This is a genomic window from Sphingomonas sp. AOB5 (assembly GCF_029433115.1).
Lineage (GTDB): Bacteria > Pseudomonadota > Alphaproteobacteria > Sphingomonadales > Sphingomonadaceae > Sphingomonas.
In genome coordinates this window covers 1-13,995 of sequence record NZ_JARNTV010000077.1, presented here as the reverse complement: position 1 = coordinate 13,995, position 13,995 = coordinate 1, and the positions used below count along the sequence as shown (strand labels likewise).

At 66.5% G+C, this 13,995-nt stretch carries 16 protein-coding genes and 1 other RNA gene; 11 read left to right on the top strand and 6 right to left on the bottom strand.

Annotated features, from left to right (window positions below):
- Positions 1–301 precede the first annotated feature (301 nt).
- From P1X14_RS19730 to P1X14_RS19710, 5 genes are all read left to right on the top strand, one after another.
- On the top strand, positions 302–820 hold the full coding sequence (locus tag P1X14_RS19730) for a tail fiber protein (RefSeq protein ID WP_277317132.1): 519 nt from the start codon (positions 302–304) through the stop codon (positions 818–820).
- Between the two features lie 45 nt (positions 821–865).
- The gene (locus tag P1X14_RS19725; RefSeq protein ID WP_277317131.1) at positions 866–1,411 is read left to right on the top strand and encodes a tail fiber protein; all 546 of its coding nucleotides are present in this window, start codon (positions 866–868) and stop codon (positions 1,409–1,411) included.
- Positions 1,412–1,437: 26 nt separating this feature from the next.
- Positions 1,438–2,025: a tail fiber protein gene (locus P1X14_RS19720; protein WP_277317130.1), complete on the top strand. Its 588-nt coding sequence runs from the start codon at positions 1,438–1,440 to the stop codon at positions 2,023–2,025.
- Between the two features lie 303 nt (positions 2,026–2,328).
- The gene (locus P1X14_RS19715) at positions 2,329–4,527 is read left to right on the top strand and encodes a TonB-dependent receptor (protein ID WP_277317129.1); all 2,199 of its coding nucleotides are present in this window, start codon (positions 2,329–2,331) and stop codon (positions 4,525–4,527) included.
- Positions 4,528–4,701: 174 nt separating this feature from the next.
- Positions 4,702–5,706 carry a histidine kinase dimerization/phosphoacceptor domain -containing protein gene (locus P1X14_RS19710; protein WP_277317128.1) on the top strand — a complete coding sequence of 335 codons (1,005 nt, stop codon included), beginning with the start codon at positions 4,702–4,704 and terminating at the stop codon, positions 5,704–5,706.
- Here the strand turns inward: P1X14_RS19710 and P1X14_RS19705 are convergent.
- Complete coding sequence (locus P1X14_RS19705) at positions 5,703–6,077, bottom strand: VOC family protein (RefSeq protein ID WP_346770464.1); 375 nt, start codon at positions 6,075–6,077, stop codon at positions 5,703–5,705. The genes P1X14_RS19710 and P1X14_RS19705 overlap by 4 nt on opposite strands.
- Before the next feature lie 18 nt (positions 6,078–6,095).
- Positions 6,096–6,475, bottom strand: a transfer-messenger RNA (tmRNA) gene (gene ssrA / locus P1X14_RS19700).
- A gap of 73 nt (positions 6,476–6,548) precedes the next feature.
- Here ssrA and P1X14_RS19695 point away from each other — a divergent pair.
- The gene (locus P1X14_RS19695) at positions 6,549–6,980 is read left to right on the top strand and encodes an Rrf2 family transcriptional regulator (RefSeq protein WP_277317133.1); all 432 of its coding nucleotides are present in this window, start codon (positions 6,549–6,551) and stop codon (positions 6,978–6,980) included.
- Here P1X14_RS19695 and P1X14_RS19690 read toward each other — a convergent pair whose 3' ends face one another.
- Both P1X14_RS19690 and P1X14_RS19685 read right to left on the bottom strand, forming a co-directional pair.
- Complete coding sequence (locus tag P1X14_RS19690) at positions 6,981–8,012, bottom strand: hypothetical protein (RefSeq protein ID WP_277317127.1); 1,032 nt, start codon at positions 8,010–8,012, stop codon at positions 6,981–6,983.
- Between the two features lie 12 nt (positions 8,013–8,024).
- The gene (locus tag P1X14_RS19685) at positions 8,025–9,242 is read right to left on the bottom strand and encodes a hypothetical protein (RefSeq protein WP_277317126.1); all 1,218 of its coding nucleotides are present in this window, start codon (positions 9,240–9,242) and stop codon (positions 8,025–8,027) included.
- A gap of 133 nt (positions 9,243–9,375) precedes the next feature.
- Here P1X14_RS19685 and P1X14_RS19680 point away from each other — a divergent pair, with 133 nt between their 5' ends.
- The 5 genes from P1X14_RS19680 to P1X14_RS19660 are packed head-to-tail and all read left to right on the top strand — an operon-like array spanning position 9,376 to position 12,560.
- Complete coding sequence (locus P1X14_RS19680) at positions 9,376–9,972, top strand: LemA family protein (protein WP_277317125.1); 597 nt, start codon at positions 9,376–9,378, stop codon at positions 9,970–9,972.
- 17 nt (positions 9,973–9,989) lie between these two features.
- Complete coding sequence (locus P1X14_RS19675; protein ID WP_277317124.1) at positions 9,990–10,481, top strand: TPM domain-containing protein; 492 nt, start codon at positions 9,990–9,992, stop codon at positions 10,479–10,481.
- The gene (locus P1X14_RS19670; protein WP_277317123.1) at positions 10,478–11,374 is read left to right on the top strand and encodes a TPM domain-containing protein; all 897 of its coding nucleotides are present in this window, start codon (positions 10,478–10,480) and stop codon (positions 11,372–11,374) included. The genes P1X14_RS19675 and P1X14_RS19670 overlap by 4 nt, the downstream gene beginning before the upstream one ends.
- Positions 11,374–12,039 carry a TPM domain-containing protein gene (locus P1X14_RS19665; protein WP_277317122.1) on the top strand — a complete coding sequence of 222 codons (666 nt, stop codon included), beginning with the start codon at positions 11,374–11,376 and terminating at the stop codon, positions 12,037–12,039. Before P1X14_RS19670 ends, P1X14_RS19665 begins: the two co-directional genes overlap by 1 nt.
- Positions 12,036–12,560, top strand: coding sequence for an NUDIX hydrolase (locus tag P1X14_RS19660; protein WP_277317121.1), 525 nt, complete (start codon positions 12,036–12,038; stop codon positions 12,558–12,560). The genes P1X14_RS19665 and P1X14_RS19660 overlap by 4 nt, the downstream gene beginning before the upstream one ends.
- Here P1X14_RS19660 and P1X14_RS19655 read toward each other — a convergent pair.
- Positions 12,557–12,853: an ETC complex I subunit gene (locus P1X14_RS19655; RefSeq protein WP_277317120.1), complete on the bottom strand. Its 297-nt coding sequence runs from the start codon at positions 12,851–12,853 to the stop codon at positions 12,557–12,559. The two genes, P1X14_RS19660 and P1X14_RS19655, sit on opposite strands and share 4 nt — an antisense overlap.
- Before the next feature lie 10 nt (positions 12,854–12,863).
- Positions 12,864–13,995 (bottom strand): ATP-dependent helicase C-terminal domain-containing protein (locus P1X14_RS19650; RefSeq protein WP_277317119.1); only part of this gene is annotated, 1,132 nt, incomplete at its 5' end.

Below are 13,995 nucleotides of genomic sequence, written 5' to 3'. Positions count from 1 at the left end.
TGATGGCGGCGGTGACCGCGGTCCGCGCGGCGGCGGCGAAGGCCGTGGCCCGCGCCGTGAGTCGAACGAGGACAAGGGCGGCGAGGATATCGGCCTGCCCGCGTTCCTGACCGGCGACCGCGACTAATCTGCAAGATACCGGCGAAAAGCCCGGAGAGGATGAAGGGGCCTGGCGGAAACGCCGGGTCCCTTTTTCTTGGGCCCGACCGATATCGCTCATTTCGGGTCAAAGCGTCGTTGACAGCGGCGGGCAAGCCATTCCACCCTCGCAACGAACATTGGGCGGTTGCTGGGGGGCAGGATGCCGGATTGCTATCTGGGCGAGATTCGCGCGTTTCCGTGGAACAGGACTCCTGCGGGCTGGCTGGCCTGCGACGGCCAGCAGTTGCCGGTCCGCGAGCATCAGGCGCTCTATTCGCTGATCGGCAACCGCTTCGGCGGCGATACGAAGAACTTCAACCTGCCCGACATGCGGGGCCGGACGCCGGTGCATGCCAATGGCAGCAGGACGAGCGAAGCGACCGGCGTGGAGACGGTGACGCTGACCATCGCGACGATGCCGGCGCACCAGCACGCATTGTACGCAGTGACCAGCACTGCCACGACGCCGGACGCCACTGCCAACATGCTGGCCGCGCCACAGGCGACCAGCGCGGGAGCACGGCCGATCTATGGCACCGGCAAGCAGGACGTGACGCTGGATTCCACCACGCTCGACCCGGCGGGTGGCAACAGTGCGCATTCGAACATGCAGCCCTTCCTCGTGCTGAACTACTGCATCGCGATTCGCGGCGATTATCCGCCGCGCAGTTCGGACTGACGCAGGCGGGATTCAGGCGGCGCGATCGAAGGGGGGACAGGAAGAATGGGCTATCTCGGCGAAATCCGCATGTTTAGCGGCGATTTTGCGCCCGAAGGCTGGGCCTTGTGCGATGGCGCCTTGATGCCGATCGCCACGCATGAAGCGCTCTATTCGCTGATCGGTACCGCCTATGGTGGCGACGGCGTGAGCGATTTCAAATTGCCGGACATGCGCGGACGCGTGCCGATCTCGATGGGAACCGGCCCTGGATTGACCCCGCGTCCGATCGGTCAGGAGGGCGGTTCCGAAACGGTCTCGATCGATTTGGGCCAACTGCCGTCCCATACGCATGCGGTGAATGCGACGAGCGTGACGGCGACGACCGACAAGCCCGGCCCCACCGTGAACCTTGCCGCTTCGATCTTGCCGGTCTCGCTCTATGCTGCGGCGACTGCGGGGGTGGCCACCGCCCGCGCGCTCGGTCCCGCGGCGGTGGGCATGTGCGGCGGCCAGTCCGGCGGCGCGGCTGCGGGGCATGCGAACATGATGCCCAGCTTCACGGTCAATTTCATCATCTCGATGTCCGGCGAATATCCGGACTTCTCGTAAGCGCCCACCGATCAGGAGACTCCGCGATGGCCGACTTCTTCATCGGAGAAATTCGTGTCTTTCCATATGAATATGCCCCCGAGGGCTGGGCGCTCTGCAATGGGCAGGAGCTTTCGGTATCGCAGTTTCAGGCGCTCTTCGCGGTCATCGGCACCCGCTATGGCGGCGATGGCAGGAGCACGTTCAAGCTGCCGAACCTGATGGTCGACGCGGCGACCGGCCGGGGCGCCGCGCCTGTCGGCGCAGGCACCGGTCCCGGGCTGACTCCGCGGGCGCTTGGCCCGAACAGCTATGGCGCGGTCACGGCCACGCTGTCGCTCGCCGAGATCCCGGCGCACGCCCATAATTTCGAGGTCGTGTATCTGACCGATCCGAACAACACGCTGGCAAACCCTGCGAATGCCCGTCTCGCCCGGGGCACGGTCAATAACCCGACGCCGACCCCCGATCAGCCGTTGGCCCTGTTCGCGCCGCCGAACGCGGCCGCGAAGGTCGCGTTCCGCGAACCGGCGACCTCCGTGGTGGGCGGCGGACAGGTGCACGAGAACCGGCAGCCTGCGCTGTCGATGAACTTCTACATCGCGCTGGATGGAGATTTCCCCGTCAGGCCGTGAGCCTGTTCGCAACGGGCCGGAGAAAATGAAGGGGATCCGCGGTGGCGCGGGTCCCCTTTTTGCTGCGCCGGTGACGGGGTTGACGACCCGCCTTCCGAATGTGTATTATATAAATAACACAGGGAGGGTTTATATGGTCATGACCGGACCAGAACAGATGGAAACGATTGCCGGGACCTGATCCCGGCTACGTCTTCACGGAAATCTCACCGAAATTTCACCGGACGCCCACGCTGCCCGCGCCATGCGGGTGGTAGGCGGCCTCGTGCACCCGACGAACCTCAATTCACAGGCAATGATCCCATGACCCGTCGCCAGATCCGCTTCTACCTTACCGCCGCCGCCCTTGCCGGACTGCCTGCCGCCCCGGCGCTGGCGCAGAACGCCCCGCCCGCGAGCGCGCCGCAGACGCCGCCCGCAAAGCAGGAAGCCGGCAAGCCCGGCGAAATCGTGGTCAGCGGCGTGCGGGCAGAGGTCTCCGCGACGCCGGACCGGACCAGCTACAACATCACCAACGACCTTCAGGCGCAGAGCGGCACGCTGGCCGACGCGCTGCGCAACGTGCCGGGCGTGGACGTCGATCTGCAAGGCAATGTCAGCCTGCGCGGCGATCCGGGCGTGACGATCCTGATCGACGGCCGCCCCGCCGCAGTGATGCGCAGCGAGGCGCGCGGCGACTATCTGCTCGCCACGCCCGCGGCGAATATCGAGCGGGTCGAGGTGATTACCAATCCGGGCGCCGCGTTCAGCCCGGAAGGATCGGGCGGCGTCATCAATCTGGTGACCAAACAGGCGAAGAAGGACACGCGCTTCGCCACGCTGCGCGGCACGATCGGCAATGAAGGGCGCGCCATGGCGGGCGTGAGCGGCGGTCTGTCCAAGATCGGCCTCAACCTGACCGGCGATTTCAACTGGCGCCGGGCCGATGGCGACGGGACGCTGGAGCAGACCCGTTCGCGCTATGACAGCGGCAGCGGCACGTTCCTCAACAGCCGTCAGGATTCGACGCAGGAAGCGGACATGGTGTCCTACACCGCGCGCGCCGGCGTGGATTACGACGTGAATAAGCAGAACCGACTGAGCCTCGAGGGCAATTACCGCAACAATGCGATCCAGGCCCGGCGCGACGATCACTTCACCGGACCGGGCGGGGTCGGCTCCTATGACCGCATCTCCGACACCGACGGGACCAACAAGGGCGGCGGCGTCCGCGCTTCGTGGCGGCGCACCTTTTCGGGTACCGGCCATGAGCTCGCTGCCGATTTCACCTTCGACACCGGCATGCAGCACCGCATCCTCGATGGCGTGACCACCCCGGTCGGGGCGCCTGCCATCTACGAGCGGATCGACAACCAGTTCGACCGCAGCGATTATGGCGTGAAGCTGGATTACAAGCGGCCGACCGGCGAGGGGCGTTCGCTCAACCTCGGCTATCAGTATGACCTGATCACCAACAATTTCGATTTTACCGGCGTGCGCGGATCGAGCGCGGGCGCGATGCTGCCGGTCGCATCGCTCACCAACCGCTTCGATTTCCGCCAGGCGGTGCATGCGGTGTACGGCACCTGGTCGCTCGATTTCGGCAAGATCGAGCTTCAGCCTGGGCTGCGGCTGGAGCAGGCGGATCTCGATATCAACCAGATCACCGACGGCATCCGCGTGAAGAATGGCTATTTCCGCGCCTATCCGACGCTGCATCTCGGCTATGAACTCACGGCCAAGCAGAAGCTGCGCGCGAGCTATAGCCGCCGCATCCAGCGGCCGGGCCCGAGCGACCTCAATCCCTATACGCTCTACATCGATCCGCTTAACCTGCGCCGCGGCAATCCCGCGCTGCGCCCCGAAACGACCGATTCATTCGAGCTTTCGTGGCAAATGCGCAGCGGCGGCAGCTTCTATTCGCTGACCGGCTTCTATCGCCGTTCGCGCGGCGGGGTGACCGATGTGGTGCAGGATCTGGGCACCGGCGTGTTCCTGACGACGCGCGCCAATCTGGCGACGGCGGAACGCACCGGCGTCGAACTGGTCGCCAACGGCAAGTTCAGCAAGACGCTGGGCTACAGCGCGTCGGGCACGTTCCTGTGGAACCGGATCGATCCGCGGCTGGGCGGCGTCTCCACCCCGCGTTCGGGCACCACCGGCACCGTCCGTGCCAACCTGACCTGGCAGCCGACACCCAAGGACTTCTTCCAGCTCAACGGCTTCTATTCGGGCGATCAGCTTGTGGCGCAGGGCTATCGCCAGTCCGGCGGCATCCTGAACTTCGGCTATCGCCGCAAGGTCAACGACCGCTTCAGCGCGGTGCTGACCGCGCAGAACCTGCTCGACAGCGCGGAGCAGCGCTTCGTGATCGATACGCCGCTGATCCGCGATCGCATTGCCCAGCGGGGCATGGGTCGCGTGTTCATGCTGACCCTGACCTATAATCTGGGCAATCAGGGCAACCGCCGCCGTCCGGATGCGGGGATCGACTTCGAACCTGCGGGCGGCGGCGTGCAGTAAGATGCTGGCCCGGCAAGGGATTTACCTCTGCCGGGCGGCATTTTTTTGCATACATCCCCAATCGGGGGGAGCGCCGATGTCCGGTTTGTCCTATCAGCGCCGATAACCAGGGATTAAAAGCCGCTGGTGACCCGTTTTCGTTGATGAAACGGGTAGAGGAATGCTGGTCTGGCCATGGGTGGGGAAGGCAATAACTGGCTCGAGCGCCTGCCGCTCGCGGCGTCGCGGCCATGGTTGGCGGCGGGCGCGACGCTGGCGATGGTGGCCGTTGCGGCGGTGGGCCGCTGGCTGCTGCTCGGCGCGATGCCGGTCGGCTCGCCCTTCGTCACCTTCTTCCCGACCGTGCTGCTGGTCTGCTTCCTGTTCGGCGTCCGCTATGGCGTGATCGCGGCGGGGATCAGCGCCTTGCTCGGCTGGGCATTCTTCGTGCGCGATCCGATGCAGCCGAGCTTCGTGCTGCAGAGCTTTCCCGCGATCGTGCCCTTCCTGATCCTGATCACGCTCAATCTCGGCATCTTCGCCTGGATGCAGCGGATCAACGCCAGACTGCGTATCGAGCGCGAGCGGTCGGCGGCGCTGGCGGACACCCGCGAACTGCTGTTCCGCGAGCTTCAGCACCGCGTGTCGAACAATCTCCAGGTCGCGGCGGGCCTGCTGGCGTTGCAGAAGAAGCGGGTCTCCGATCCGGAAGCGCGCACCGCGCTCGACGAAGCGGCGCGCCGGCTGGGCGTGATCGGACGGATCAGCCGCCAGCTCTACGAAGCCGAAGGCACGACGCGCAGCCTGCGCGCATTCCTTGAGCCGCTCTGCGCCGATGTGGTCGATGCCGGCGGCAAGCCGGGCGTCGCGCTGACCATCACCGGCGGTGAAGACATGACCCTGCCCTCCGACGCAGCGATCCCGGTCGCGCTGATCGTTGCCGAGGCGGTGGCCAATGCGATCGAGCACGGCTTTGCCGATCGCGATGGCGGCGCGATCGAAGTCGAACTGGTGCGCGATGGCGGCCATATCCGCATCGAGGTGCGCGACGACGGCAAAGGCTTGCCCGACGGGTTCGACATGGCCGCGAAGGGCAGCCTGGGCCTGGGCATCGCGACGATGCTGGCAGGGCAGCTCAAGGGACGGTTCGAGCTGGAGAATGGCCGGGGCGCAACGGCACGGCTGAACGTACCCGCCTAACGCTGCATGAAGCAGAGCGTGTTGCCGCTGGGATCGTCGATATAGAATTCGCGGGTGCCCCAGCTCTGGTCGACCGGACCTGTATGGACTGGGGATTCGGGGCGGTCGGGCGGAACGAAGCCGCGGGCGCGGAACGCGGCGAATTGCGCATCGGCATCGTCGATCAGGACGACCACCGTCTGCCGGTGACCAGCTCTGCCGCTATACGACGACAGATGCAACTCATGGCCGTTGCGGAACAGCGAGGCATAGGCCGGATCGCCTTCCGGCGGATTGGTCCAGCCGGGTTCGAAATCGAGAATGCCGGTATAGAAGGCCACTGCCTCCGCCATGTCGTGCACGTTCATGGTGGGGATCAGGGTCATCCACACATCCTGTTCGAAGGATGAAGTGGGAGGCTTCTGTTGCCCGGTGCCTCCCGTACCGCTGGATTCCCCTTCTGTTGCCCGGTGGGGTCCAACCGCGCATTTTAGAATAACCTTAGGCCGTTAAGCCTTGGGGTTACGCCGCAATAGCGAGTGCTTCGTTATCGTTGGCACTTGTGTAACGGACCGTCACAGTGGCCCATGCTGAGAGATAGTCGGCGCTTTTCAACACACGTCGATCCTAGTTCGGCCCCGTCAGAAACCCCGCCGGAGCGAGGGTTTTGGTGGAGCCGGTGGGTACTGCCCCCACGTCCGCTGCGTCTATTGCACGCCGTCGTTTATCCCCATAGCCGAGCGAACCCGGCACTCCCGATATAGGCACGCCTTGTTTGGATTGAAAGGGTGCCGCCGAGGGACAGCGAAAAGAGGGGGCGGGCCTTCACATCGCCGCAAAGAAAGGGCATGGCGTCGCACAAGATGTTGACCCAGCGGTCCCGTTACGCGCTCCGCGCGATGCTTTACCTGGCGACGCAACCTGCGGACGGCAAACCGATTCCGATGAACCGCATCGCCGCCGAGGCGAATGTGCCGCGGAAGTTCCTCGAACTGATCCTGGCGGACCTGCGCGAAGCGGGCTTCCTCCACAGCCATCGCGGCAAGATGGGCGGCTATCTGCTGTCGCGTGCGACGCACCTGATTTCGCTGGGCGAGATCATCCGGGTGATCGAAGGGCCGCTCGCGCTGGTCCCCTGCGTCAGCCGCACCCAGTACCGCCCCTGCAACGATTGCAAGGACGAAGCCGCCTGTGCGATCCGCGCGGCGATGGCGCGGGTGCGCGACGAGACCGCCCGGATTCTGGACGGCACCAGCCTGGCCGATGCCGTGGCCGAGGATCTGGCCGCAGCCTGATCAGACCGGCAATAGGGTGAAGCGCTGTTCGGGGCGCCCCTGGCACGGATAATAGGATAGCCGGTATACGAGAGTGGGGATGGTGAAGCAGTGGCCCTGCTTCCGGATCTGATGCCCGCTGCCCGTGATCGGCAGTTCGAACCAATAGCTTTCATCCGATCCGCAATGGGTGACGGTGGTAGGGACGGCGGTGCCGATTCCGGCCGCGCGCAGGCACAGGCCGGAGCCTTCCACTTCGAGGCTGAATCGGTCCTTCCCTTCCGCGGTCTTGCCCTGATGACGGATGCGGAACTGCGTGCCCGTGGGGCAATCTGGCGTGAGATAGGCAGGCGCGGTGCCGCGTTCGGGGTCCATCAGCCCGGTCGCGATGCACGAGCCGTTCGACGCCTGGAGGCGATACAGACCAGGCGCGGGGCGGATCGCGGCAGGCGGCGGCACGATGATCAGGGGCTGGATCGGCGGCAGGGTACGCGATCCCGGCAGCGGATCGTTGCGCGCGGGCTGGACGTACATCGGCCCACTCGGCCGGAGCCCGAAGCGCGCGATACCGCGCGGGTCCGAGCACCGGATGAACGCGGTCGTGAGAGGCGGCGTGCCGCCGGTGGTGGCGAGGCAGCGCTCGACACCTTCCACGAACGAAACGATCTGATAGCGGCCCAGCGTGGAATCGAAGCGCAGCGTAAAGGTCTGGGTGGCCGGATAACCGCTCGTGCAGGTGTAGAAAAACGCGGCCGGCCCATTGTTCGAAAAGGCGAGCGCCAGGCAGAGGCGGCCACCCTCGATCGTCATCCGGAGGCGGTCTCCGGCGCGCTCGAACCGCACTGCATTTTCGGCGGTGCAGGGACCCCAGCCTGCGTATTGGCGATCATATTGCGGCCCCTGGCCGATGCAATTACCCGCGGCATTCTCGATCAAATACGATCCCGGAATGGGGCCGGGTTCGGGATTGACCGGACGCGCATAGACCGGCTGCGCAGCCGCCGGTGTCGCGAAAGCCAACAGTCCGGCGAGCGCGAGGAGGAAGGTCCGCATCGGCTTGTCTCCTTACAGGTCGCGCTGGTCGATCATCAGCCGCAGTTCGTAACGCTGCTCGTCGGCGCCGGTGCGGCAGGGTTCGGGGAACAGGGCGCTGTTGTTCGCCGCCGCGCTCGCATTGCCGCGCAGGGTGAGGCACAGGCCGGCCGCGGTGCGGATCGTGTAGGCGCCGCCATCTCCGCGGGCGATCTGGAAGCGCTGGTCGGCGGCAGGGGTTTCGCAAGCCTCGAACTCGGCCCAGGGGCGCCCGGCGCGGGGGCCGGCAAGGCATTTGCCACTGATCGACGGCACATAGATCACGAACGCGCCTTCCTGATATTCTAGCTGGAGATTCTCCCACTCGCTCGCATCGTTGCAGGCACCGGCGCGCAGCAACCAGGCGTCGGTGCCGCGGCGAACCGGATTGAGGCAGGCATAGCCGGCGAGCGACGCGACCTGATTGATCCCCGGCAGCGGGGCGAGATCGGGCAGCCCTGCGGGACGTTCGCGGGGTGCAGGGGTGGGTTCGGGTGTCGGCTCGGTCGCTGGTGCAGGATCGGCGGGGACCTCGACCGGTCGCGCGACGCCGAGCGGCTCGTGTATAGGCTCGGCATAGCGCGGCGTGTCGCCCGCGGGGACCACGCGGCCATCGGCGATCGTCACGGCGGTGGAGCGCTGGCTCAGCCGGAAACGCTGATTGGGCGAACGGTCGCAAGGCAGCTCGCGCACGCCGGTATCCGCCCAGTGCCAGCAATTGCCGTCGATCGTGCGGATCGAGACCATGCCGCCTTCGGCATGATCGATGCGGAAGCGCAGCTCGAGTCCCTCACCACAGGGCGCGGTGCCGACGCCCTTGCCCCAGGTGCGGTACATCAGGCCGCTGCCGTCATAGTCGAGCTGGCGGATCGCGACGCAAGTGCCGCTGCCGTCGAGTTCGAGCCGGGCGCGCTGATTGCCGTAGAAGCGGGCGTTGAGCAGCACGCCGTCGATGCAGGGGCCGGGGCGGAGCAAATAGACCTTGCCGTCGCGCATCTGGGGGACGAGGCATTTTCCGTCGGCGGTCAGGATGCGATAATCGGCCGTGCCGCTCTCCGGAACCGGCGCCTGTATCGCGTCGGCGCTGCGTGCGACCACGCCGTTCGCCGGGCGCTCGCCCGATCCAGCAGGCGCGACATAGACAGGCTGGGCCAGTGCCGGTGCTGTGGACAGAAGCGCGGCGAGGCCGCCCAGGATCGCGAACAGTTTCACCGGCATTCTCCCCATCGAATGTCTGGGGGCGAGCCTATCAGAGCTTCACGTTCGTGCAACGATTCGAGCGCCTCTTTCACGGCGCGGTGTCCGCACCATATAAGACACTCGTAACAGGGTTCCGGAGGGTTCCATGAAGCTACGTGCCGCCATCGTCCTGATCTCCGCGCTGCTGCTGTCGGCATGCGGGCTGAACAGCGTTCCCACCGCCGAGGAAGCAGCCAAGGCGCGCTGGGCCGACGTGCAGAATGGCTATCAGCGCCGCGCCGACCTGATTCCCAACATCGCAGCGACGGTGAAGGCCGCGGCGGGTTCGGAAGGGCGCATCCTGACCGACGTGACCAATGCCCGGGCCAAGGCGACATCGATCCAGCTGGCGCCAGGCGACCTGACCGATCCGGCGAAGATGCAAGCCTTCGGCGCGGCGCAGGATCAGCTGAGCGGAGCCATCAGCCGGCTGCTGGTGAGCGTGGAAGCCTATCCCCAGCTCAAGAGTCAGGAAGGTTGGACGATGCTGATCCGCGAACTCGCGGGCAGCGAGAACCGCATCTCGGTCGCGATCCACGATTACAACCTGGCGGTGGAAGCCTATAATGTGAAGGTCCGCACCTTCCCCGACGCGATCGGCGCGCGCATCTTCTATGGCGCGAAGCCGATGGTGGCGTATCAGGCGCGGGCGGGGGCGGAGATACCGCCGAACCTCGACGTCATGCTCGGGAACGCAAACTGATCCGCCACCTTGCTCCGATGGCCGGACTTGCCCTGCTCGCCGCGTGCGGCGGGGCGGGTCCGCAGGTCAATGAGACCGTCGCCAATGTTGCGGTGACCGCGACGCCCGAGCCGGTGGCGACGCGCCATGTGATCGACGATGCCGGACTGATCTCGCCGCAGGGCGAAGCGTCGATCCAGGCGCGGCTGGCGGCGCTGGAGAAGAACTCGAACCGCCGCGTGCTGGTGATGACCGTCCCCAGCCTGAACGGGCAGAGCATCGATGCCGCATCCGAGCGGATCGGCATGGAGAAGGGATTGAGCGACGGCGTGCTGCTGCTGATCTCGTCGGGCGACCGGCAGATGCGGCTCTCGGTTGGCGCGGGCGCGATGAAGCTGCTGACCGATCGCGAGGCGAGCCATATCGTGGAGCAGGTGATGCGGCCCGATCTGCGCGCCAGCCGCTATGAGGCGGGCATCGAGAAGGGCGTTGACCGGATCGCGTCCGAGCTTTCGGCGGCGTTCACATGAAGCTGATGCGGTTCCTGCTCGCGCTGCTGCTGGTCACGCTGCCCGCTAGCGCCTTTGCGCAGAATTTTCCCAAGCTGACCGGGCGCGTGGTCGATGCCGCCAATCTGCTCGATCCGGCGCAAGAAGCCGAGCTGACCAAACTCTCCGAGGATATCCAGAAGGCGTCGAGTCGTCAGTTCGTGGTGGCGACTATCCCCGATCTACAGGGCTATCCGATCGAGGATTATGGCTATCGCCTGCTGCGGCATTGGGGGATCGGACAGAAGGATGCGAACAACGGCATCATCCTGATCGTGGCGCCAAAGGAAAGGCTGGTACGGATCGAGGTCGGCTATGGCCTCGAGCCGATCATGACCGACGGCTTTTCGGGCCTGATCATCGACCGGGCGATCGTGCCCAAATTCCGCGCGGGCGACATGGGCGGCGGGATCATGGCCGGCGCGGCCGAGATTGCCGAGCAGATGAAGCTGCCGCTCGAAGCCGGTGAAGTGCGAGCCAAGGCGAAGCTGGATGCCGAGCGCAAGACGACGGTGCAGCAGGGCGATTCGCGGCCACGGCGGAGCAGCAGCAGCTTCGATCTGGGCGGCTTCGGCTTCCTGTTCATCATCGCGGCGATGGTAGTCATCTTCGTATCGTTGCGTGGATCGGCGCGGCGCGGGCGGCGCTACCGTGGCGACGGCGACGGGATTGCACGCGACATCGGCAACATCCTGCTATGGACCGCGATCGATGCGGCGATGCGCAGCGGCGGACGTCGCTCGGGCGGCGGCTGGTCGGGGGGATCCGGTTGGGGCGGCGGCAGCAGCGGTGGCGGGTCGTCTTGGGGCGGCGGCGGGGGCTTCTCCGGCGGTGGCGGTTCGGGCGGCGGCGGCGGTGCGACGGGGAGCTGGTGATGGGCCAAATGGGGTTCAGCAATACGGATCATCAGCGGATCAGCGCGGCGGTCATGGCTGCCGAACAGGCGACCGCAGGCGAGATCGTGACGATCGTCGCTGATCGTTCCGACGCCTATCACGATGTAGGTCTGCATTATGCCGTCGCGGCGATGCTGGTTCTGGTGGCCGCGGTGGCGGTGTGGCCGGGGCCGCTCGAGCATTGGCTGGGCTGGACCAGCGGGCCGGAAGTAGCGCGGACCGCCTTCTGGCTGGCGATTGTGCAGACCGTCCTGTTCCTCGCTGTCCGTTATGCGCTGGCATGGATGCCCGCGCGGATGGCGCTGACCCCGGGCGCGACGAAGACGCGGCGGGTGCGGCGTCGCGCGGTCGAGCTGTTCCGCGCCAGCGCCGAGAAGCGCACGCGCGGCCGCGTCGGCATATTGTTGTATCTCAGCATGGCCGAGCATCGCGCCGAGATCGTCGCCGACGAAGCAATCCATTCGAAGGTGCCGCAGGAGCGCTGGGGCGAAGCGATGGCGGCCTTGGTCGTGAAGCTGAAGGCAGGCGATGCGGCCGGCGGGATGGTCGACGCCATTGCGAAGATCGCTGCGATCCTGGAAGAAGCGCTTCCGCGCGGCGAACACGATATCAACGAACTCCCGGACAGGCTGATCGAACTGTGAGCGAACCCGAACCGGTAGAGACCGCCTGGCAGGGCAAGTGGATAGCGGTGAAGACGCAGGGCAAGTGGGAATATGTCTCGCGCACCCGCGGCAGCCGCGCAGTGGTGATCGTCGCCATCGACGATGACGATCATATCCTGTTGGTCGATCAGTATCGCGTGCCGCTGGGGCGGCGCTGCCTGGAACTCCCCGCGGGCCTTGTGGGCGACGATCATGCCGACGACACGCCCGAACAGGCGGCGGTGCGCGAGCTGGAGGAAGAGACCGGCTATACCGCCAGCGACCTGCAGAATCTGGGCGAGTATCAATCCTCGCCGGGACTGGTGACCGAAGGATTCACGCTGGTGCGGCTGCGCGGCCTGACCAGGATCGGCGAAGGCGGCGGCGTGGATGGCGAGGACATCATCGTCCACCGCGTGCCGCTGGGCACATTGCCAGATTTCGTCGCGACGAAGCGCACCGAAGGGCTGGCGGTCGACGTGAAGCTGTTGCTGCTGCTGTCGCCGACGCTGCTGGCTTAAAGTCCGGTGCGGCTTACGAAATTGTCGGCATAGGCCTGCAGCTTCAGCTTGCGCTCCGGCGCGGCGATCACGTGATAGGCGATGCCTGCGCGCTCGGCATAGGCGGTTGCCGCCTCGAGCGTGGGGAAACCCATGCGTAGCTGGTTCGACGTGTCGCCCGAACCGGCCCAGCCGGTCAGCGGATCGGGGCGCTGCTGCTCGCCCGGCTCGAATTCGAGGATCCACGCATCGGTCCGCGCACGGCCGGACTGCATGGCGTTCTTGGGGCGCTGATAGATGCGGGCGGTCTTCATGGGAGGTTCCTTAGCGCTTGCCTGCGGCCCTTGCATCAGCATTTTTGGTGCGCAGCGTCGCATTGGCCGAGGCGGGATCGTCGGGCCAGGGATGGCGGGGGTAACGTCCGCGCATTTCCTTGGCGACCGCGGCCCAGCTGCCCGCCCAGAAGCCGGGCAGGTCGCGGGTGGTCTGGATCGGGCGCCCGGCGGGCGAAGTGAGGCTGAGCACGAGCGGCGTGGTGCCGATCATCGGATGCGTGGCGAGGCCGAACAAAGCCTGCGGACGAAGCTCGACCGTGGGTCCGGCCTCGGCGGCATAGTCGATCTCATGGCTCGATCCCGCCGGGCTTTCGAAACGCGCGGGCGCGATCCGCTCCAGCGCCTGCTGGCCGTCCCAGCCGAGCCGGTTGTTGAGCGCAGTGGTGAGCGCGCCCGATTCCACCGCATCGAACCGGCGCTTGCCCGCAAGCGCGGGCGGCAGCCAGTCGTCGAGATCGGCGATCAGCGCTTCGTCGGACAGCGCTTCGATGCCGGCATAGCCCGCGCGGGTGCGAAGCGCGGCGGCGGTGCCGGACCATGGCAGCAAAGCGAGGCCGTGCTGGCGGACGGCTTCCAGCAAAGCGGCCTCGATCTCCTGCGGATCGGCGTTCGAATCGGGGCCGGAGGACAGGCGGATGCTGCCAAGCCTACGCTCGCGCAGCGTCTCGATCCGTGCGGTGGCAGGATCGAAGCGGACGGTGCGGCGGGTCTCGATCCGGTCGGCGAACAGGGTCTCGACGGTGGCCGGGTCGATCTGTGCCGCGGACAGGATGCGCGCGCCCGCGGCCATGCCCTGTGTCTCGGCGACGGCGAGCCACTCGGCGCGGGCCAGCGGCGAGGTGGGGTCGAGCTTGAACCCGCGCCCGCCTGCCGACGCCCAGGTCTCGCCCGATGCATCGCGACGCTTGGCGATCCGGTCGGGGAAGGCGAGGGCGATGGCGGTAGCGACCCCGTCCGTTTCGTTCGCGGACGGCTTCTCCTGTACCAAGCGGCTCCACCGTTCCGCCAGCCGCCACGCATTCTCGGCCCGCGGCCCGCGTTCGGTCTTCCACCGGCGCAGGCGCAGTTCGAGGTCGGCATCCTGCCCGCCAAGCCCGCGCTCGCCGAGCAGCACGGCGACC